The 20,406-nt window shown below is 71.2% G+C and carries 21 protein-coding genes; 11 read left to right on the forward strand and 10 right to left on the reverse strand.

Annotated features, from left to right (window positions below; genetic code table 11):
• Positions 1-14 precede the first annotated feature (14 nt).
• Positions 15-824 (forward strand): alpha/beta fold hydrolase, encoded by an 810-nt coding sequence (locus BLR02_RS04905; RefSeq protein ID WP_176849374.1) that lies wholly within the window; start codon positions 15-17, stop codon positions 822-824.
• A gap of 10 nt (positions 825-834) precedes the next feature.
• Here the strand turns inward: BLR02_RS04905 and BLR02_RS04910 are convergent, their stop codons facing one another.
• The 3 genes from BLR02_RS04910 to BLR02_RS04920 all read right to left on the reverse strand — a co-directional run bounded on the left by BLR02_RS04910 (position 835) and on the right by BLR02_RS04920 (position 4,961).
• Complete coding sequence (locus tag BLR02_RS04910) at positions 835-1,434, reverse strand: hypothetical protein (protein WP_090660986.1); 600 nt, start codon at positions 1,432-1,434, stop codon at positions 835-837.
• Between the two features lie 14 nt (positions 1,435-1,448).
• Entirely contained in the window at positions 1,449-3,167 is a 1,719-nt protein-coding gene (locus tag BLR02_RS04915; protein WP_090562259.1) for an N-acyl-D-amino-acid deacylase family protein, read from the reverse strand.
• Between the two features lie 93 nt (positions 3,168-3,260).
• Entirely contained in the window at positions 3,261-4,961 is a 1,701-nt protein-coding gene (locus BLR02_RS04920; protein WP_090660989.1) for a gamma-glutamyltransferase family protein, read from the reverse strand.
• A 91-nt stretch (positions 4,962-5,052) separates the two neighbouring features.
• On the opposite strand from BLR02_RS04920, the gene BLR02_RS04925 reads away from it, so the two are divergent.
• From BLR02_RS04925 to phoB, 7 genes are all read left to right on the forward strand, one after another.
• On the forward strand, positions 5,053-5,865 hold the full coding sequence (locus tag BLR02_RS04925; RefSeq protein WP_176849375.1) for an enoyl-CoA hydratase-related protein: 813 nt from the start codon (positions 5,053-5,055) through the stop codon (positions 5,863-5,865).
• A 136-nt stretch (positions 5,866-6,001) separates the two neighbouring features.
• Positions 6,002-7,060, forward strand: coding sequence for a phosphate ABC transporter substrate-binding protein PstS (gene pstS, locus BLR02_RS04930; protein WP_245704611.1), 1,059 nt, complete (start codon positions 6,002-6,004; stop codon positions 7,058-7,060).
• A 44-nt stretch (positions 7,061-7,104) separates the two neighbouring features.
• Positions 7,105-8,055, forward strand: a complete 951-nt coding sequence (gene pstC, locus BLR02_RS04935; protein ID WP_090562882.1) for a phosphate ABC transporter permease subunit PstC — start codon at positions 7,105-7,107, stop codon at positions 8,053-8,055.
• Between the two features lie 4 nt (positions 8,056-8,059).
• Entirely contained in the window at positions 8,060-8,947 is an 888-nt protein-coding gene (gene pstA / locus BLR02_RS04940; protein ID WP_090660995.1) for a phosphate ABC transporter permease PstA, read from the forward strand.
• A 70-nt stretch (positions 8,948-9,017) separates the two neighbouring features.
• Complete coding sequence (gene pstB / locus BLR02_RS04945) at positions 9,018-9,800, forward strand: phosphate ABC transporter ATP-binding protein PstB (RefSeq protein WP_245704643.1); 783 nt, start codon at positions 9,018-9,020, stop codon at positions 9,798-9,800.
• A gap of 16 nt (positions 9,801-9,816) precedes the next feature.
• Complete coding sequence (phoU, locus tag BLR02_RS04950) at positions 9,817-10,536, forward strand: phosphate signaling complex protein PhoU (protein ID WP_090562245.1); 720 nt, start codon at positions 9,817-9,819, stop codon at positions 10,534-10,536.
• 15 nt (positions 10,537-10,551) lie between these two features.
• Entirely contained in the window at positions 10,552-11,268 is a 717-nt protein-coding gene (gene phoB, locus BLR02_RS04955; RefSeq protein ID WP_245704612.1) for a phosphate regulon transcriptional regulator PhoB, read from the forward strand.
• Positions 11,269-11,271: 3 nt separating this feature from the next.
• Here phoB and BLR02_RS04960 read toward each other — a convergent pair whose 3' ends face one another.
• From BLR02_RS04960 to BLR02_RS04980, 5 genes are read right to left on the reverse strand one after another with little or no spacing between them, the layout of a single operon-like run.
• Positions 11,272-11,736: a GNAT family N-acetyltransferase gene (locus BLR02_RS04960; RefSeq protein WP_090562244.1), complete on the reverse strand. Its 465-nt coding sequence runs from the start codon at positions 11,734-11,736 to the stop codon at positions 11,272-11,274.
• 5 nt (positions 11,737-11,741) lie between these two features.
• Positions 11,742-12,497, reverse strand: a complete 756-nt coding sequence (locus BLR02_RS04965) for a creatininase family protein (RefSeq protein WP_090661001.1) — start codon at positions 12,495-12,497, stop codon at positions 11,742-11,744.
• A gap of 52 nt (positions 12,498-12,549) precedes the next feature.
• Positions 12,550-14,091, reverse strand: a complete 1,542-nt coding sequence (locus BLR02_RS04970; RefSeq protein WP_090661004.1) for a cryptochrome/photolyase family protein — start codon at positions 14,089-14,091, stop codon at positions 12,550-12,552.
• Positions 14,092-14,107: 16 nt separating this feature from the next.
• Positions 14,108-14,707: a DUF6134 family protein gene (locus BLR02_RS04975; RefSeq protein WP_090661007.1), complete on the reverse strand. Its 600-nt coding sequence runs from the start codon at positions 14,705-14,707 to the stop codon at positions 14,108-14,110.
• Entirely contained in the window at positions 14,707-15,429 is a 723-nt protein-coding gene (locus BLR02_RS04980) for an SDR family NAD(P)-dependent oxidoreductase (protein ID WP_090661011.1), read from the reverse strand. Before BLR02_RS04980 ends, BLR02_RS04975 begins: the two co-directional genes overlap by 1 nt.
• 94 nt (positions 15,430-15,523) lie before the next feature.
• Here BLR02_RS04980 and BLR02_RS04985 point away from each other — a divergent pair, with 94 nt between their 5' ends.
• The 3 genes from BLR02_RS04985 (at position 15,524) to rpmG (ending at position 17,818) form a co-directional block, all read left to right on the forward strand.
• Positions 15,524-16,063, forward strand: coding sequence for a SixA phosphatase family protein (locus BLR02_RS04985; RefSeq protein WP_090562233.1), 540 nt, complete (start codon positions 15,524-15,526; stop codon positions 16,061-16,063).
• 77 nt (positions 16,064-16,140) lie between these two features.
• Entirely contained in the window at positions 16,141-17,559 is a 1,419-nt protein-coding gene (locus BLR02_RS04990; protein WP_090661014.1) for a CHAD domain-containing protein, read from the forward strand.
• Between the two features lie 91 nt (positions 17,560-17,650).
• A complete protein-coding gene (gene rpmG / locus BLR02_RS04995; RefSeq protein ID WP_043342217.1) occupies positions 17,651-17,818 on the forward strand; it encodes a 50S ribosomal protein L33 in 168 nt (55 codons plus the stop codon).
• A gap of 103 nt (positions 17,819-17,921) precedes the next feature.
• Here rpmG and BLR02_RS05000 read toward each other — a convergent pair whose 3' ends face one another.
• Together BLR02_RS05000 and BLR02_RS05005 are read right to left on the reverse strand one after the other, a co-directional pair.
• Positions 17,922-19,301 (reverse strand): PleD family two-component system response regulator, encoded by a 1,380-nt coding sequence (locus BLR02_RS05000; protein WP_090661017.1) that lies wholly within the window; start codon positions 19,299-19,301, stop codon positions 17,922-17,924.
• Between the two features lie 301 nt (positions 19,302-19,602).
• Positions 19,603-20,241, reverse strand: coding sequence for a VOC family protein (locus BLR02_RS05005; RefSeq protein WP_090562228.1), 639 nt, complete (start codon positions 20,239-20,241; stop codon positions 19,603-19,605).
• Between the last annotated feature and the right edge of the window lie 165 nt (positions 20,242-20,406).

Genomic DNA, 20,406 nt, shown 5'->3' on the forward strand with positions numbered 1-20,406 from the left:
TGGGAGGGAAAGCGATGCCGAGCCTGACGGTCAATGGCCATGACATGGCCTATGCGGAGGCGGGGAGCGGACCGGCCGTGGTGCTGATCCATGGCTCGTTGAACGACCACCGCTACTGGGCGCCGCAGATGGAGCCGCTCGGGGCACGCTTCCATGCCGTGGCGCCGAGCCTCCGGCACTACTGGCCGGAGCGCTGGGACGGCGTGGGCGAGACCTTCAAGATCGACCAGCATGTCGAGGACATGGCCGGCTTCATGGCGGCGCTCGGGGCGGGGCCGGTCGATCTGGTCGGGCATTCGCGCGGCGGGCATATCGCCTTCCGGCTCGCGGAGCGGCATCCGCAGCTGATCCGCCGGCTGGTGCTGGCGGAGCCGGGGGGCGAGCTGGATGAGAGCCTGGGCGGGGTGCCCGGCGGGGCGGGCAAGCAGGCCGGGGCCTTCGCCGCGGCGGCCGAGCTGCTGAAGGCCGGCGATACCGAGGGCGCCATGCGGCGCTTCGCCGAACATACCGGCGGCCCCGGCGCCTGGGAGCGGCGGAGCGCGGTGCGGAAGGCCATCAACCTCGACAACGCGCATACGCTGCTCGGCCAGATCGACGAGCGGCGGCGGCCTTATGGGCGGGCGGCGGCGGAGTCGATCCGGCTGCCGACCCTGCTGGTCCATGGCGCGCAGACCCAGCCGCAATTCGTGGCCGTCATCGATGCGCTGGAGCAGGTCATGGCCGATACAAGCCGGGTCGTCATCCCGAATGCGGCGCATGGGATGAGCAGCGACAACCCGGCGGCCTTCAACGCGGCGGTGCTCGACTTCCTCGGCCGGGCCTGAGGCAGCCGCCTCAGGCTTCCATCAGGTAGCGGGCGATCCGCGCCCGGTCGTCATAGGTCGCGGATTCGCCGAGGAAGCAGGAAAAGCCGGGAATGCGGGCGATGCCCTGGGCATCGACCTGCAGCGCCACCAGGAAGCTGCAGGGCCGCCGCAGCGTCCATTGCAGGCCGCCGCCGCCCATCGGGTATTGGTCCGCCGGCGCCATCGCCTCCGAATGCGGCGTGACGGGGATGACCTTAACGATGCGGTCCTCGCCCTTCTCGGTGACCCCGGCGAGGGCGGAGGCCTGGAGATCGGCATAGCCCGCCGGCCCGCGCTCGGCGAGGATCTGGTCCGAGACATGGGTCCGCGCGCGATCGGCGGCCGGGTCCCTGGCCGGCAGGCCAAGGCGCCCGCCCGAGCGCAGGGTGATGCCGGCGAAGTCGAAGTCAGCGGGCTTCAGCCGCTCCTTCAGGAGCAGGACCCACCAGCCATCCGACAGGCGACCGGCATGGAAGCCGAGGCTTGCCTCCAGCGCGCGGGCGGAGCGGGCGCCGACCCAGCGGTTCTGCGTCACGTCGCCCTCTGCTTCCGCGAGGTCGCCGAGGACGAGGGGCTTGCGGCCGGACATCGCGGCCCCTCCGCTCAGCCCGTGGCGCGGACGAGGCGGCCCGGCCTCGCGCCGGTCTCCTCGCCGCGCTCGAAGATCGGCACGCCGCTGCAGATCGTCATGTCATAGCCATCGACATGCTGGATCAGGCGGCGGCCGCCGGCGGGGAGGTCGAAGGCCATCTCCGGGTGGTGCGGGCGGAGCGCGGCGAAGTCGATGACGTTGACATCGGCCTTCTTGCCGACGGCCAGCCGCCCGCGGTCGTGGAAGCCGAAGAAGTCGGCCGTCTCGCTGGTCTGGCGCTTGATGACGAATTCCAGCGGCAGGCGGGGGCCGCGGCTGCGGTCGCGCACCCAGTGCGTCAGCATGGTGGTGTTGAGCGAGGCGTCGCAGATCACGCCGCAATGCGCGCCGCCATCGGAGAGGCCGAGGACGGTATTCGGGTCCTCGATCATCTCCCGCACCACCTCCAGGTCGCCATGGACGTAGTTGGTGACGGGGAAATAGAGCATGCGGCCGCCATCGCCGCCGGTCAGGTAGTCGTAGCAATAGGCCTCCGGCGACTGGCCGGCCCCTGCCGCGAGGGCGGCGATGCTGCGCTCCGGCGGCGGCTCGTAATCCGGCGTGTCGCCGAGGATGTACATGCGGTCCCAGCGGGTGGCGATCTGGCGGGAGAGCGGCGGCAGGATCTCCATCAGCCGGGGGCTCGCCTCCTGCGCCAGGATGTCGGCGCGCACTGCCGGCTCGCGCAGGCGGGCAAGCTGCTCGGCGGGGGAGAGGCGCGCGAGTTCGGCGAAGCCCTCGCGCAGGGCGAAGGGGTTGAGGCTGGTGGCGAGGCCGAGGATCAGCCCGACCGGGCGTCCGGCGACCTGGGCAGAGAGCGCCAGCCCATCGCTGCGGGCGGCGCGCACGCCGTCCATCAGCCGGCGCCAGCGATCCGGGTCGTAGCTGCGGTCGGTCAGCAGGAACCAGACGGGCCGGCGGCTGTCGGCGGCGACCTGCCGGAGCCAGCCGAATTCGGCCGCCTCGTCCTCGAAGTCGGACAGCATGCCGAAGGCGCCGCGGCCGGCGCGGCCCATGGCCTTCCCGATCGCGATCAGCTCCTCATGTTCCGCGTAACGGCCGGGGACCAGCTCGCCGGCGGGCGTCTTGTGCTGGTCGGTGCGGCTGGTGGTGAAGCCGAAGGCGCCGGCCCGCAGCGCCTCCTCGGTCAGCCGGGCCATCAGCTCGATATCCTCGGCGGTCGCCATCTCGCGGGCGATGGCGCGCTCGCCCATGGCATAGACGCGCAAGGGATGATGGGCGATCTGGGCCGCGACATCGATCGTGCGCGGCAGGCGGGAGAGCGCGTCGAGATAGTCGGGGAAGCTCTCCCAGTCCCATTTCAGCCCCTCGGCGAGGGCGATGCCGGGGATGTCCTCGACACCCTCCATCAGGTCGATCAGCGCCTGGTGATGGGCGGGGCGGACCGGGGCGAAGCCGACGCCGCAATTGCCGAAGAGGATGGTGGTCGCGCCATGCCAGGAGGAGGGGGCGAGCACCGGGTCCCAGGTGGCCTGCCCGTCGTAATGGGTGTGGACATCGACCCAGCCGGGGGTGACGAGGCGGCCCTCGGCCCGGACCTCGCGGCGGCCGGGGCCGGCCTTGCCGCCGACGGAGGCGATGCGGTCGCCATCGATGGCGAGGTCTCCGGTGAAGCCTGGCGCGCCGGTGCCATCGATGATGGTGCCGCCGCGGATCACGAGGTCATGCATGGACGCCTCCGGTTGGTCTTGGTCGTTCGGATAACTCTGCCGGTGGCATGACATGCGGGCAATGGGCTATGCGCCCTCTGCCCGCCTCCCCGTTCAACTTGCCATGGCGTAGGCCGGGCGGCGCGGGTCGGCGCCGGCGGCGATGAGGCCGCTCCGTGGGTCGGTCTTCACCACCTCCACCGTGCCGGCGAGCCAGGTGCGGTGCGGCCAGTCCCGCACCTCATGGCCGCGGGCGGCGAGCGCGTCGCGCGTCGATTGCGGGATGCCGTCCTCGACGGCCAAGCGGCCGGGGAAGTAGTCGAAGGGGGCGAAGCTCGAGGGGAAGGAGTAGCTGGCGATGCGGGGCGCCTCGATCGCCTCCTGCAGCTCCATCCCGAAATGCAGGATGTTCACCATCACCTGCAGCATGGCCTGGATCTGCACGTCGCCGCCCGGGGTGCCGAAGGGCATGACGCCGCCCCCGGCGGTGACGACCATGGCCGGGTTCGGGGTCAGGCGCGGGCGCTTGCCGGGGGCGACGCCGCAGGGATGCGCCGGGTCCGGCCGGCTCTGGCTGCCGCGGTTCGAGGGGATGAGGCCGAGGCCGGGCACCACCGGCGAGTTCCAGGATCCGTCGGAGGGGGTGGCGCTGAAGGCATTGCCCCAGCGGTCGACCACGGCGCAGTAGGAGGTATCGGCCTCGGCCATCGGCAGGGCGCGGGCGGCCGGCGCATGCGCGCCGGTGCCCGGGCCGAGGATCGGCCCCGGCATGCCGGGACGCGCGCGTCCTCGGTCGATCTCCGCGAGCCGCGCCGCGAGATGCTCGTCGGAGAGCAGGCGGTCGATCGGGACGTCGATGAAGGCCGGGTCGCCGAAATGGTACTCACGGTCGGCCATGGCGGCCTTCACGCATTCGGCGAGGAGGTGGAGGTAGTCGGGGCCGTTATGTTCCATCCCGGCGAAGCCGCCCCGTTCGAAGAGCAGCAGTGCCTCGAGCAGGGCCGGCCCCTGGCACCAGGGGCCGCAGGTGAGGACCTCATGGCCGCGCCACATGCGCCGCACCGCCGGCTCGATGCGTGAACGGTAGGCGGCGAGGTCGGCCATGGTCAGGTAGCCGCCCTCGCGCGCCATGAAGCCGGCGATCTCGCGGGCGATGTCGCCGCGGTAGAAGGCGGCATGGGCGGTGGCGAGGCCCGCCAGCCTCCCGCGCCCGGCCGCGGCGCGCTCCTCATCGGCCATGTATTGCAGGCTGCGGGCGAGGTCGGACTGGATGAACCTCTCCCCCACCTCCGGCCGGCGGCCACCGGGGAGGAAGATGGCGGCATTGCTCGGGTAGCGGGCGTAATCCGCCTCATGGGTGCGGATGTTCTCGGCCAGCAGCGGATAGACGGCGAAGCCGTCCCGCGCGTGGCGGATGGCATGCTGCGCCACCTCGCCGAAGCCCATGGTGCCGTGGCGCTCGAGCGCCGTGATCCAGGCATCCGGCGCCGCCGGGACCACGGTGCGGAGCACGCCGTCCGGGATGCGCCCGCCATGCTCGCGCATGAAGAGGTTGGCGGGGATGGAGGCGGGCCAGGGGCCGAGGCCGGCGATGGTCTCGACCGTGCCATCCGCCATGCGGATGAGGATCGGCGCGACGCCGGCGACATTCACCAGGTCGGGCAGCAGAACGCCGAGGGCGATGCCGGCGGCGCAGCCCGCATCCACCGCATTGCCGCCTGCCTCCAGCACCGAGAAGCCGGCGGCGGTGGCGAGGTAATGCCCGGCGGAGACGGCGTGGCGGGTGCCGTATAGGGTGGGACGGGTGGCATGCATGGCGGCGGCTCCCTCGGTCGGGCCAAGGCTCCGCCGGCCGCGGAGCGGCTGTCAATGCCACCACAACGATGCCGCCGAAGGAGGAAAGCCCATGGAGGAATCACCTGTCCTGCTGAGCCGCGATGCGCGGGGGGTTGTCACCGCCACCCTGAACCGGCCGCAGCGGGGCAATGCCTACAATGCCGCGCTGCTGGCGGCGCTGACCGGGGCGCTGGAGGCGCTGGCGGAGGATGCCGGGGTGCGGGCCCTGGTGCTGCGCGGGGCGGGGCGCCACTTCGCCGCCGGGGCCGATATCCACTGGCTGGCGGAGGTCTCGGACTATGCGCCGGAGGCGGCCTTCGAGGCCTCGCTCGCCACCACCCGCGCCATGCAGTTGCTGAACGAGTTCCCCAGGCCGACCCTGGCCCTGGTGCAGGGCGCGGCCTTCGGCGGTGGCTGTGGGCTGGTCTGCTGCGTCGATGTGGCGCTGGCGACGCCGGCGGCGGTCTTTGGCCTCACCGAGGTGCGGGTCGGCGTGTCGCCGACGCCGATCTCGGCGCAGATGGTCCAGGCCATGGGGCTGCGCCAGGCGCGGCGCTATGCCGTGACCGGGGAGCGCTTCGATGCCGTCGAGGCGCTGCGGATCGGGCTGGTGCATGAGGTGGTGCCGGAGGCGGAGGTGGAGGCACGGCTGGAGGCGATCCTCGGCGAGGTGCTGCTGGCGGCTCCGGGGGCGGCGGCGGTGACGAAGGCCAGCCTGCTCGGCGTCAACCGGATGACGCTGGATGCGCGGCAGATGGCACTGCTGGCGCATGAGGGCTGGGTGCAGCGGGCTTCGGCGGAGGGCCGGGAGGGGCTCGCGGCCTTCCGCGAGCGGCGGCGCCCAAGCTGGGCCCCGGATGAGGCCGGATCGTATACCGGATGACTGGCGGCCATCATCCAGCCTACTGTCATCGAAGCTTCACAGAACTGCAATCGCTCGGTCTCATGGCGCCGTTAGGAAGGCGCCAACCGCCGGGCCACGCAACGGTCCGGCCAAACACATTCGTGGAGAGACACGCGTGCAACGTCGCCAATTGCTGACCGCTGCCACCCTGCTTGCCGGCACCGCCCTCGGGAGCCGCGCCTTCGCCCAAGGTGGCCAGCCCGGTGGCCAGATCACCGGCGCCGGCGCCACCTTCCCCAACCCGGTCTACCAGAAATGGGCCGAGGCCGGCCGCAGCGCGACCGGCATCACGGTGAACTACCAGTCCGTGGGCTCGGGCGCCGGCATCAACCAGATCCGCAACCGCACCGTCGATTTCGGCGCCTCCGACGCGCCGCTGACGGAACAGCAGCTGACCGAGGCGAACCTGCTGCAGTTCCCGGCAGTGATGGGCAGCCTGGTCGCCATCGTGAACATCCCCGGCATCGAGGATGGGCAGCTGAAGCTGACCGGCGAGCTGCTGGCCGATATCTATCTCGGCAAGATCACCAAGTGGAACGACCCCAAGCTGGTCGAGCTCAACCAGGGCCTGACCCTGCCGAACCTGGCCATCGCCCCGGCCTACCGCGCCGATGGCTCCGGCACCACCTTCGTCTGGGTGTCCTACCTCTCGGCGGTCTCCCCGGAGTGGAAGCAGAAGGTCGGCATCGGCACCTCGGTCCGCTTCCCCGCCGGAACGGGCGCGCGCGGGAATGAGGGCGTGGCCGGCACGGTGAAGAACATCCGCGGCGCCATCGGCTATGTCGAGAACGCCTATGCGATCTCGAACAAGCTCGTCACCACCCAGCTGCGCAACAAGGCTGGCCAGTTCGTCAAGCCGACGCAGGAAAGCTTCGTCGCCGCGGCGCAGAGCGCGGATTGGAGCACGCCGGGCATGGCCGCCAGCCTGATCGACCAGAACGGCGCCGCCTCCTGGCCGATCGTCTCGCCGACCTTCATCCTGCTGCCGAAGAATCCGACGGATGCCGAGCGCAGCCGCAACGTGATGAACTTCTTCGACTGGGCCTTCAAGAACGGTGCCCAGCTGGCGCAGCAGCTGGAATACATCCCGCTGCCGCCGGCGGTGCAGGACAAGATCCGCGCCGCCTGGAAGGCCGAGGTGAAGGCCAACGGCCAGCCCGTCTGGAACGGCTGAACCCAGGCTGACAGGGAGCGCCGCGCGTGTCGCAGGCCACCACCATGATCACGAGCGCGCGGCCGGCGGCCCGCCGCGGCGGCAATCTCGGCGATGCGCTCTTCGCCGGAGCCTGCCAGGCGGCGGGTGCCTTCGTCCTGCTGCTGCTGGGCGGCATCATCGTCGAGCTCTTCCTCGGCGGGCTGCCGGCCTTCCGGGCCTTCGGCCTGCCCTTCCTCTGGTCCACCGAATGGGACCCGGTGACCGAGGTCTTCGGTGCCGGCGTCTCCATCTACGGCACGGTGGTGACGGCGGTGCTCGCCATCCTCCTCGCCGTGCCGCTGGCCTTCGGCGTCGCCTTCACCCTGACCGAGCTGGCGCCGCCCTGGCTGCGCCGCCCGGTCGGCACGGCCGTGGAGCTGCTGGCGGCCGTACCCTCCATCATCTACGGCATGTGGGGCTTCTTCCTCATCGCGCCGCTGATGGCGCAGTACGTGCAGCCGGCGCTGATCGACAGCCTGGGCGAGCTGCCGGGCATCGGCTTCCTGTTCCAGGGCCCGCCCTTCGGCACCGGCATCCTGACGGCTGCGCTGATCCTTGCCATCATGATCCTGCCCTTCATCGCCGCCACCATGCGCGACGTGTTCGAGCAGGTGCCGCCGGTCTTCAAGGAGAGCGCCTACGGCCTCGGCGCCACCACCTGGGAGGTGATGCGGGGCGTGGTGCTGCCCTATACGCGGATCTCGGTCGCGGGGGGGATCATGCTGGGGCTCGGGCGGGCGCTGGGCGAGACCATGGCGGTGACCTTCGTCATCGGCAACGCCAACCGCATCACCACCACCCTGTTCGGGCCGGGCAACACCATCGCCTCGGTGGTGGCGCTCGAGTTCGGCGAGAGCGAGACGGGCAGTCTGAAGCTCTCGGCGCTGCTGGCGCTCGGCTTCATCCTCTTCGTCCTCTCCTTCATCGTGCTCGCCACCTCGCGCTTCCTGCTGCGCTCCCGGCTGAAGGCCTGACCCGATGAGCGTCACCTCTCAACCCGCCCTCGCCCCGGTCAAGGATCTCGGCGTCGCGGCACGGCTCGGACGGCGACGGAAGCGCGTCGACCTCATCATCCGCAGCCTTTCCCTGGCGGCGACCGGCATCGGCCTCGTCCTGCTGGCCTCGATCCTGATCACGCTCTTCGTCAAGGGCTTCGGGGCGATGAACCTCTCGGTCTTCACCGAGGTGACCCGTCCGCCAGGCTCCGATGGCGGGTTGCTGAACGCCATCATCGGCAGCCTGATCCAGGTGGCCCTGGCGACGCTGGTCGGCACGCCGATCGGCATGCTGGTCGGCACCTTCCTCGCCGAGTATTCGCGCGGCTCGCGCTTCGGCGAGGTGGTGCGCTTCGTCTCGGATATCCTGCTCTCGGCGCCGTCTATCCTGATCGGCCTCTTCGTCTACCAGCTTCTGGTGCTGCCCTTCGGCGGCTTCTCCGGCTGGGCCGGTGTCGCGGCGCTTGCCATCATCATCATCCCGATCGTGGTCCGCACCACGGAGGACATGCTGAGCCTCGTCCCGAACACGCTGCGCGAGGCGGTGATCGGGCTCGGCGCGCCGAAATGGAAGATGATCGTGCTGGTGAGCTGGCGCTCGGCCATCTCCGGCATCATCACCGGGGTGCTGCTCGGCATCGCCCGGATCGCCGGCGAGACCGCGCCTCTGCTGTTCACCAGCCTTGGCAACAATGCCTTCTCGACCGATCTCTCGGCCCCGATGCCGAGCCTGCCGATCACCATCTATTCCTATGCCGGCTCGCCCTTCCAGGACTGGATCGAGCTGGCCTGGGCCGGTGCTCTCATCATCACCCTCGCCGTGCTGCTGCTGAATATCGGCGCACGCAGCCTGCTGCGCAGCGGCAAGTGAAGGACAGGCAGCCATGAGCGACTCCGCGATGGACAACAGGACCGCCACTACCCGCCCGGGCCTCGGCACGATGCAGGCGCGCTCCGGCGCGGCGCTGAACGAGGCCAAGCTGGCGATCCGCGACCTCAGCTTCTATTACGGCGCCAACAAGGCACTGAAGAACATCCACCTCGACATCCCGGCGCGGCAGGTGACCGGCATGATCGGCCCCTCGGGCTGCGGCAAGTCCACGCTGCTGCGCGTGCTGAACCGCATGTACAGCCTGTATCCGGGCCAGCGCGCCGAGGGCGAGGTCCTGCTCGACGGCGAGAACATCATCGCCGATACCATCGACCTGAACGAGCTGCGCTCGAAGGTCGGCATGGTGTTCCAGAAGCCGACCCCCTTCCCCATGACCATCTACGAGAACATTGCCTTCGGCGTCCGGCTGCATGAGCAGCTGTCGAAGTCGGCGATGGACGAGCGGGTGGAGTGGGCGCTGACCCGTGCCGCGCTCTGGACCGAGGCGAAGGACCGGCTGAACAGCTCCGCCATGGGGATGTCGGGCGGGCAGCAGCAGCGCCTCTGCATCGCCCGCACCATCGCGGTGCGGCCGGAGGTGATCCTGTTCGACGAGCCGACCTCGGCGCTCGACCCGATCTCGACCCTGAAGATCGAGGAGCTGATCGACGAGCTGAAGCGCGACTTCACCATCGCCATCGTCACCCACAACATGCAGCAGGCGGCACGCTGTGCCGACCAGGTGGCCTTCTTCTATCTCGGCGAGCTGATCGAGGTGGCACCTGCGGGGCAGCTCTTCACCGCGCCGAAGCATCCGAAGACCCAGGAATACATCACCGGCCGGTTCGGCTGAGCGAGGGGCCAGATCGATGGAACAGATGGCCGAGCATACCGTGCGCTCCTATGCCGAGGAGCTGCGGCGGCTGCGCGAGATGATCGCCCGCATGGGCGGCCTCGCCGAGCGGCAGGTGGCGGATGCGGTGGCGTCGCTGGTGCGGCGCGACACCGACCTCGCCACCGAGGTGGTCGGGCGCGACGCCGCGATCGATGCGCTGGAGCGGGAGGTCGAGAATTTCTGCATCCGCATCCTCGCGCTGCGCCAGCCGGTCGGGCAGGACCTGCGCCTCGTCATCGCCTGCCTGAAGATCAGCCATGGGCTGGAGCGGATCGGCGACTATGCCCGCAACGCGGCGAAGCGCAGCATCGTCCTCGCCCAGCAGCCCGCGATCGGCAGCCTGAACGGCTTCAACCGCATGGCGGTGCTGGTGCAGGAGAACCTGAAGGGCGCGATCGACGCGCTGGTCAACGACGACGCGGCGCGGGCCGACGAGGTCTGGGCTGCGGACGAGCCCGTCGACCAGGTCTATAACGGCATCTTCCGCGAGATGCTGACCTTCATGATGGAGGATCCGCGCAACATCACCTCGGCGACCCACCTGCTGTTCATCGCCAAGAATCTCGAGCGGATCGGCGACCATGCGACCAATATCGCCGAGACGGTGCATTACGCCGTGAGCGGCGAGAACCTGCCGGACGACCGGCCGAAGGGTGACGGCTCGGCCTATGCCGTGATCCGGCCGCCGGTATAGGGAGGAACATTACCGATGCCGGACATGGTCCAGGGCCATGCCAAGCCGACCATCCTGGTGGTGGAGGACGAAGCGCCGCTGATCACGCTGCTGCGCTACAATCTCGAGAAGCAGGGTTTCCGCGTGGAGGAGGCGGCGGATGGGCAGGAGGCGCTGCTGCGGGTCGCCGAGGCGCGGCCCGACCTCGTCCTGCTCGACTGGATGCTGCCGGCGCTCTCCGGCATCGAGGTCTGCCGCCAGCTGCGCCGCAAGCCGGCGACGCGGGACCTACCCATCATCATGGTGACGGCGCGGACCGAGGACCAGGACGCGGTGCGCGCCCTCGATACCGGCGCCGACGACTACATCGCCAAGCCCTTCGCCATGGACAGCCTGCTGGCGCGCATCCGGGCGCTGCTGCGGCGCTCGGGCAACATCGCCACCAAGGGCACGCTCACCTATCTCGACATCAGCATGGACCAGGATGCGCACCGGGTGACGCGGGGGGGCAAGGCCCTGCATCTCGGCCCGACCGAGTACCGGATGCTGGAATTCTTCCTGCAGAACCCGGGCCGGGTGTTCAGCCGGGAGCAGCTGCTGGATGCCGTCTGGGGGCGCGACATCCATGTCGAGCCGCGTACCGTCGACGTGCATATCCGCAGGCTGCGGAAGGCGATCAACGTCGATGGCGGGGCGGATGTGATCCGCACCGTGCGGTCGGCCGGCTATGCGCTGGACCAGGAGGGCGGCTGAGGGTCAGCCGTCCCGGCGGATGATGAAGCCGTTCGCCACCCGCTCCATCCCGAGCTTCGGATACCAGGTCATCGGGTCCGGCGCGGAGAGCAGCAGCAGCATGCAGCCGGGGCCGAGGATACGCTTGGTCTCGGCGATGAGCGCGCGGCCGATCCCCTGTCCCTGCCCGGCCGGATCGACGCAGAGATCCGACAGGTAGCAGCCATAGGCGAAGTCGGTGAAGCTGCGGGCGGCGCCCAGTAGCCGCCCCGTGGCGTCGCGTGCGGTGACAATGAGGTTGGAGCCGGCGACCATGGCTGCCATCCGCGCCGCGTCGTCCACGGGCCGGACCAGGCCGGAGGCGCGGACCAGGGCCGTGTATTCGGCCGGGTCCAGCCGGCCCTCCTCGCGGGCGAAGGCGATGCCGGGCGGCGGCGTGGCCAGCGCCACCCAGGCGGCATGGCCGGTGACGAGGGGGTACTCCGCCATCGCCCTCAGGCCCAGAGCTTCGGGTTGCGCAGCAGCTCCGCCATGCGGCCGGCGATGGCGTCAAGCAGCCGCGCGCCCTTCTCCGCCGTCGCCACGCGGGCATCGCCGATGACGCCGGAGGGCGAGATCGCCTTGAAGGAGCGGCGCAGCGCCAGGCCGGGCGGCTGACCCTCGACGCGGGTGGAGCCGGGGCCATGCGCCTCCTCCAGGCGTTCGGTGCGGACGCTGTCGGGACGGAGATGCATCATCAGGCTCGTCTCCGCCTCGCAGGCATGCATGAGGCCGGTCTGGCGCTCGAGGAGCGGGGCGATCACCTCCGGCACAGCATGCCAGTAGGTGGCGGCGGCGACGCGGATGCCGAATTCGATGGAGAATTCCCCGGCCGCCACGGCGACCGCCTCGGCATTCCCGCCATGGCCGTTCAGCAGCATCATCCGCTTGAACCCGTGCCGCGCGGCGGAGCGGACGATGCCGCGCAGGACGCCGGCGAAGCTCGCGTAGTCCAGCGTGACGGTGCCGCCGAACTCCATGTGGTGCTCGGCGAGGCCGGTCCAGACGCAGGGGGTGACGACGACCGGGCCGCCGAGCCGGCGCGCGGTCTCCTCGGCGACATTGGTGCCGAGGATGATGTCGACGCCGGTCGCCAGATGCGGGCCGTGCTGCTCGAGCGAGGCGACGGGGATGATCACCAGCGCATCCTCGGCGGCGCGGGCCCGCAGCTCCTCGGCGGTCAGCCGCATCCATTCGATCTCGATGGCCATGCTTCCCCCGCCCTGCTGCGCGCCGGGGATGATGCGCCGCGGCGGGGGCGGGTCAAGCCTCGGGGCGCATCTCCGGCCCGGCGAGGAAGGCGGCGGCCTGGGCACGGAGGGCCTCGCGCTTCGCCGGCGGCATCGCGCGCAGCGCGCGCAGCGGCATGGCCAGGCGCGGGTTGCCGCCGAAGCGCCGTTCGTGGCGGGCGAGGAAATCCCAGTAGAGGGCGTTCATGGGGCAGGCATCCGGGCCGGTCGCCGCCTTCACGTCATAGGCGCAGCCGCGGCAGTAGTCCGACATGCGGTTGATATAGGCGCCGCTCGCCGCGTAGGGCTTGCTGGCGATGACACCGCCATCGGCGTGCAGGGCCATGCCGTGGGTGTTCGGCAGCTCCACCCATTCGAAGGCATCGGCATAGACGGCCATGTACCACTCGTTCACCGGCGCCGGATCGAGGCCGGCGAGCAGCGCGAAGTTGCCGGTGACCATCAGCCGCTGGATATGGTGGGCATAGGCAAGGTCGCGGGTCTGGCGGACGACCTGCTTCAGGCAGTTCATCCGTGTCTCCCCGCCCCACCAGGACCAGGGCAGCGGGCGGGTCGCCTCCAGCGCGTTGGTCGCCGCGTAGTCCGGCATCTTCAGCCAGTAGAGGCCGCGGACATATTCGCGCCAGCCGAGGATCTGGCGGATGAAGCCCTCGACGGCGTTGAGCGGTGCGCGGCCGGCGCGGAAGGCGGCCTCGGCCGCCTCGCAGCAGGCGCGGGGCGTGAGCAGGCCGAGATTGAGGCTGGTCGAGACCAGGGCGTGGAACAGCACCGGCTCGCCACTCGCCATGGCGTCCTGGTAGTCGCCGAAGCGGGCGAGGCGGGCCGCGATGAAATCCTCCAGCGCCGCCTGCGCCTCCTCGGCGGTGACGGGCCAGGCGAAGGCGTCGAGCGTGCCGAAATTGGCCGGGAAGCGCGACTCGACGAGATCCATCACCTCCCGCGTCACCGCATCGGGCGGGGTGCGGCGGGGCGGTGGCGGAACCACCCCGCGCTCGAGCCGGCGGCGGTTCTCGGCATCGTAATTCCATTGGCCGCCGACCGGTGCGGCATCGGCATCCATCAGCAGGCCGGTCTCGCGGCGCATCTCGCGGTAGAAGAATTCCATCCGCAGCTGGCGCCGGCCCTGGGCCCAGCGGCGGAAGCGCGGCAAGGGGCAGAGGAAACGGCTATCCTCGCGGATCTCGACGGGGAGGCCGAGCGCCTCCTCCCAGCCGCGCATCGCCTCGAGCACGCGCCATTCGCCGGGAAAGGTGGCGACGAGGCCCGTCGGCCTGTGCCGGGCCATGGCGCGTGCCACCTCGCCCGTCAGCGTGCCGGTATTGGCCGGGTCGTCGAGGCGGATGTAGTCGAGGCGGACGCCGCGCGCCGCCAGCTCCGCGGCGAAATGCCGCATGGCCGAGAGCACCAGCACCAGCTTCTGCTTGTGGTGCGGCACATAGGTGCATTCGCCCATCACCTCGGCCATCAGCACCACGTCCCGGGCGGGGTCGAGGTCCTGGAGCGCGGCGATGCCGGCGGAGAGCTGGTCGCCGAGGACGAGCCGCAGCAGGCCCATCAGGCCCTTTCGCCCATCAGCTTCTCTCGTAGATCACGAGGCTGCCGTCATCGCCCCGGGTGCGCCAGGCGAGCCAGGTGCCGTCGGCGGCGTATTGCCCCTCGCCCTCCTCGTCGCCGGTGGCGCGCCAGGTGACGAGCCCGCCGGCCATGGGCGAGCGGCTCCATTGCAGGCGAAGCGGCTTGCCGGTCTCGCTGTCGAAGAGCGGGCGGTCGAAGCGGCGCGGGTCCCACCAGCTCAGCGGCGCAGCCTCGGCCGCGAGGCGCTGCGGGCCCTCGGGACCCTGGACGAGGATGGCGCCGCCCTCGGCACGCGCCGTCATGTCCTTCACCGTGCCGTTGCGGTCATGGTGGGAGGTGATGGAGCGCAGCCGGTCGCCGGCCCAGACCTCGGTGAAACTATGGGTAAGCCGGAAGACGGTGATGCCGACGAGCTTCACCTGGACCGCGACCTCGGTGCGGGCGGTGAGCTGGCCGCCCGCCTCCGCGATGGTGACCTGATGGGTGCCGATCGCGCTGCCTTCCCGCATGATGCGGAAGCGATAGGCGGACGGCGCGGCCCCCGCGGGACGGGCCAGCAGGGGCAGGGCCAGCAGCGGCAGATGCCGGCGCCGCATCAGCCGCGGGCCCGGAGGCTCGACCGGCCGCCATCGACGCCGATCACCTGGCCGGTGATCCAGCCCGACTGGTCGGAGAGCAGGAAGTCGGCGAGCGCCGCCGCATCCTCCGCCTCGCCGAGGCGTGGGATGGGGTGCAGCTTGGCAATGGCCTCGGCCATCTGGGGGTTCTTCGTCATGGGGGTGGCGATGCCGGTGCGGGTGAGGCTGGGGGCGATGCAATTCACCCGCACCGATGGCGCCAGCTCGGCGGCGAGTGCAAGCGATAATCCCTCGACCGCTGCCTTCGCGGCGCCGATCACCGCATGGCCGGGGAAGCCCGAGCGGGCAGCGACCGAGGAGAAGAGCACCACGCTCCCCTGTCCCGCGGCCAGCGCCGGGGCGGCGGCCTGGATGGCCATCGCCGCGGCGGTGACGTTGAGGGCGAAGGTCTCGGCGAAATCGGCGGGCATCGCGCGGTTGAGCGGCTTCATCACGATGGAGCCGATGCAGAAGGCGAGGCCCGAGAGCGGGCTGCCGGCGGCCTGGACCGCGGCCTTCAGCGCTGCCGGGTCGGTGACGTCGCAGGTGGCGGAGGCTGCGCCGAGTTCTCCGGCCAGGGCGGAGAGGCGGCCCTCGTCACGGCCGATGAGGAAGGGCACCGCGCCACGGGCCGCGATTCGTCGCGCAAGCGCCCCGCCGATCCCCCCGGTGGCGCCAAGAATAGCGATCGGTCCCGACATGCCCGCTCCTTGCCCTGCCGGGCCGAGATGGGGCCGCGAGCCGGGAGCGGAAGGGGCAGGACAAGCGGCGCGGGAAGTGGCAGGATCGGCGGCGATGCGCCAGCTCCTGCTGTTGCGGCACGCGAAGTCCTCCTGGGACGACCCGGGCCTCACCGACCATGCCCGACCGCTCAACACGCGCGGCCGGCGATCCGCCGCTGCCATGGCGGAGGCGATGCGAGAATTGGGGCTTTCGCCCGACATCGTGCTCGTCTCCTCCGCCCGGCGGACCTTGCAGACCCTGGAGGCGCTGACGCCCTTCGAGGACGGCGCCCTGATCGAGCCGATGGACGCGCTCTACCTGGCGCCCTGGCCCCGCCTGCTCGACGAGCTGCGGCAGGCGCCGGCGACGGCCCGCAGCCTGCTGCTGATCGGCCACAACCCCGGCCTGCACGAGCTGGCCCTGGAGCTGGCCGGGCCGGAAGTCCTGTCCCGGGGCGGGACCGATGCGCGGCGCCTGGTGGAGGGCTACCCGACCGGGGCGCTGGCCGAGTTCACCATCGCCCAGCCCTGGCCCCAGCTCGACCGTGGCGGGGCGCGGCTGGTGCGCTTCCTTGCCCCACGTGACCTGCCAGCCGCAGAGGTGTCCGCCTGATCCGCTTCGATGATGCCGACTCCGCCACGGAGGAGAACGGCGAGCCGCTTGCCGCACCGGAAACCGACTCGCGGGCGGTGCTGGAATTCGCGCTCGACCCGGAGGCGGCCCAGCGGCTGCCGCGGCATGGCGCGATCACCACCGCCCGGGCCGGACGCACCCGCAGCCTGACCGAGGAGCTGATCTGGCTCGATACCGCGGATGGTGCCCTGGCCACCGACGGGCTGGCGCTCGAGGCACCACGCCGCGGGCCGCGCCGGTTGCTGCGGGCGATGCCCGTCGCCGATGCGGCCTGGTGGCCCGGCCGCCCGGCCGAGCCGGCGGAGGCGGCGCTTCCCGAGGAGGCCGCCCTCGTCCCGATCGCCGCCTTCAGCGGCCGCCGCAGCCTGTTTGCCCTGGGCGAGGTCGAGGCCGACCTGCTGACCGGCAAGCTGCGCGCCGTGGCGGCCGAGATGCCGGTTGCCCGGCTGACGCTGCGCGGCCCGGCCGCGGCGGTCCTGGCGCGGGCCGCGGCGCTGGCCGACCTGCACCCCCTGCCGCCCGGCGCCAGCCTCGCCGAGGAGGGCCGGGCCCTCGCCCGTGGCGAATCGCCCAGGGCGCGCCGCCGCGGCCCCCCGGCGCTGGCCGATGCGGAGACGGTGGAAGCGGCGCTGCTCAGCGCGCTCGGCCATCTGCTGGAGGTGATGCTCAGCCATGCCCCTGGCTGCCGGCTGGGTGCCGGGCCCGAAGCCGTGCATCAGACGCGGGTGGCGCTGCGGCGGCTGCGCTCGGTGCTGAAATCCTTCGGCGCGGCCGCGGCCTGCGCCGAGGTGAAGGAGTTCGACGCGGGGCTGAAGGCGCTGGCAACCGCACTCGGCCCAGCGCGGGACTGGGATGTCTTCCTGGCCGGGACGGGCGCGGCGGTGGCCGAGGCGGTCGGTGGCGACCGGCGGCTGCTCGCCCTGCTGAAAGCCGGCGAGGCACGGCGGCAGGAGGCCTATGGGGCGCTGCGCCGCCTGCTGGAGGGGCCTGCCTTCCCGCGGCTGGTGCTGGCCGGGCTCGGGCTGGTCCTGCTGCGGCCCTGGCGGCAGGGGCCGGCGGAGCAGCAGGCGCTGCTCGACCAGCCGCTCAGCGAGTTCGGCGCCACATTGCTCGACAAGCGCTGGCACCGGCTGCGCAAGCGGGGCGAGGATATCGCCGAGCACGGTGCGGAGGCGCTGCACGAGGTGCGGCTGGATGCCAAGCGGCTGCGCTATGCGGCGGAGCTCTTCGCGCCTCTCTGGCCGGGCAAGTCGGCACGGCGCTTCCTGCGCCGGCTCGCCGCGCTGCAGGAGGAGCTGGGGCTGGCGAATGATGTCGCGGTCGCGCGCGGGCTGGTGGGCTCGCTCGGCGCCGGGGTGCCGGGCTGGGCGGTCGGCGCCGTGGAGGGGTTCGCCGCTGCCCGTACCGGCCGGGCCAGGCGCCATGCGCTGGAAGCCTGGGATGACCTGCTCGGCGCCGACCCCTTCTGGCGCTGATGGCGGCCGCCATGCCGGTTTGGCTTGACGTGACGGTGGGGGCCGCTAGGTTGCGCCCCCTTCAGTTATTTCAGGATTCACGGGCTTCGCCATGGCCAAGTCGAACACCATCCAGATCAAGCTCGTTAGCAGCGCCGAGACCGGCTTCTTCTACGTGACCAAGAAGAATGTCCGGAACACCACCGGCAAGCTCGAACTCAAGAAGTACGACCCGGTCGCGCGCAAGCACGTCGTCTTCCGCGAAGCGAAGATCAAGTAAGGTCCCGTCGGGGGCCCAACCGGGTCAGGATCGGCCAAGGCGAGGCGGGGCCGCGAGGCGCCCGCCTGTTGCCATGCCTGCCTGTGGCCTGCCTGGCGGCCGGTCAGTCCGTGCTGCCGGGCGGTTCGGTGAAATCCTCTGGCCGGGCCTGTTCCACCCGATTCCGCCCGCCCTGCTTGGCCCGGTAGAGCGCCGTATCCGCCGCGGCGATCGCGGCGGTCACGCTGGTGCCCGACCCGGCGATGGCGAGGCCGAAGCTGGCGGTGATGCCAAGCCGCAGGCCGGCGATGTCGAAGGGCTCGGCGGCGAGCGCCTGGCGCAGGCGCTCCGCCACCATGGTGGCGTAATCGGTGGGTGCGCCGGCCAGCACGACCATGAACTCCTCGCCGCCATAGCGGGCGACCACGTCGGCGGCGCGCAGATGGGTCTTGAGGCGGCGCGCCACCTCCTTGAGAGCGGCATCGCCTGCCGGATGGCCATAGCCATCGTTGATCGACTTGAACCGGTCCACGTCCAGCAGCAGCACGGCGGCATCCGTGCCACGCAGCACGCCCTCGAGATGGCGATGGACATAGCGCCGGTTGCGCAGGCCGGTCAGCGGGTCGGTGACCGCCATCTCGAGCGAGCGATCCAGATCGGCCCGCAGCCGCTCCTGGTAGCGCTTGCGGCGGATCTGGTTGCGGGCCCGGGCGCGCAGCTCGTTCGGGTCGATCGGGCGCAGCACATGGTCGTTGGCGCCGAGATCGAAGCCGCGCAGCACGAGGCCGCGCTGGCTGACATCGGCGGCGAGCAGCACGGGTAGGTCCCGCGTCGCACCTTGCGCCCGGAGGCGTGAGGCAAGGCGCAGCACATCGCCGCCCTCGCCCGGCAGGCAGAGCACGGCGAGGTCGAAATTGCCATCGACCAGGCTGCGGCGGGCGGCCTCCGATTCGGTCTCGGTCTGCACCACCATGCCGTCGGCGCCGAGGATGGAGGCGACCAGCTGGGTTTCCTCGACCTGCTCGGACAGGACCAGGACCTGTGCGCCCTTGATGTCGGGTGAAGGGTCGGGCTGCGGCTCGAAGCCGAGGTCGCGGGCGGTGTCGGCGCGAAGGCGCCAGGCATCCTGGACCTGCTTCACCCGCAACAGGGCGCGCAGCCGGGCGAAGAGCGTGGCGTCGTCGACCGGCTTCGACAGGAAGTCGTCGGCACCGGCCTCCAGGCCACGGACGCGCTCGACCGGGTCGATCAGGGCGGTGATCATCACCACGGGCATATGGGCCGTGGCGGCATTCTCCTTGAGGTGCCGGCAGACCTCGTACCCGTCCATGCCGGGCATCATGACGTCGAGCAGGATGACGTCGGGCGACCAGCGGGCGGCCGTGGCCAAGGCTTCCGGCCCCGAGGCGGCCAGGGCGACCTCGTAGTATTCGTTGAGCAGTTTGGCTTCGAGCAGCCGGAGATTGGCGGCGATGTCATCCACCACGAGGATACGAGCGGTCATGCCAGCCTCTCGGTAACCTGCGGGCCCTGGCGCCGAGACGGCGTAAGTTGCTCCATACTGGTCCGATTGCCTTCCCCAGCGAGGCCGGCGCCGCCCCCCTGGCTGGCGCCGTCCGAATGACGCACGAGGGCCGGGCCACGGCCACCGCTGCGCGGCGGCAGGACCAACAAGCCTGCACCGCATGGGAAGGGAGCATAGCACAGGCCGGGCCCTGCTTAGAACTCCCTGCGCGGTGCCGGGACCCGGCAAGGGAAACCAACCGGATCGGCCAGGGCCAGCCTCCGGCCTTGTCCCGATGGCCTTAGCCGGAGGAGAGCGTGACCTCCGTGCCATCGGGCCGGCGGAGCCGGGCCACCAGCCTGGCATGCGGGCTGCGGCGCACCTTCAGCGCCTCCTCGAGGCCCCGCTCGCCGAGCGCCGCATTCACCGAATCCGCCTCGGGATGCTCCCCCTCCAGCCGCAGCAGGCGGGCATGGCTGTCCGGCAGGCGGGCGGAGGCACCCTCCCCCTGCCACTGGATCAGGGCGGGGATCAGGTTGTCCATGTCCTGGCGCTGCGGCGGGAAGGCCATGCGCCAGGAGAGGTCGCCGCGGGACATGGACTTCACCTCCCCGGCCCTGGGGCCGAGGCGGGCGACGACGGCATCCATCACCGGTGTGCGGGCGACCCAGGCGATCAGCCCGGGGCCGGCCTCCAGCCGCAGCTTCATCGCCGGGTCATCGAGGTCGAACAGGCGGGGGTGCTCCGGCTCCGGCTGGGCCGGGTCGGGGGCGATCACCTCGAGGTAGCAGGCGCGGCCGAGGCCGAGCAGCATGTTGTGGGTGCCGAATCCGGCATGGACGCCGCCCGGCCGGGGCTTCACCCCCAGATGCTCCTCGACGAAGGCGGCGCCCTCCTCGAGTGTGCGGGCGCCCACCACGATATGGTCGATCTCGGCCATGGCTCTCCTCTGGGCGCGGCTTCGTGCCACGCGAATTGGGGTCGTCCCGGATATCGCCGCGCGCCCGCCCCAAGGATGGGGCCGGGTGCGGGGCAGGACATCATGCCAACGTGCCAGGGAAGCGAAATGCGCCAGATCAATCTGGCCGCGGCCGGAAGCTTCCGG

This window comes from Belnapia rosea, from assembly GCF_900101615.1.
Classification (GTDB): Bacteria; Pseudomonadota; Alphaproteobacteria; order Acetobacterales; family Acetobacteraceae; genus Belnapia; species Belnapia rosea.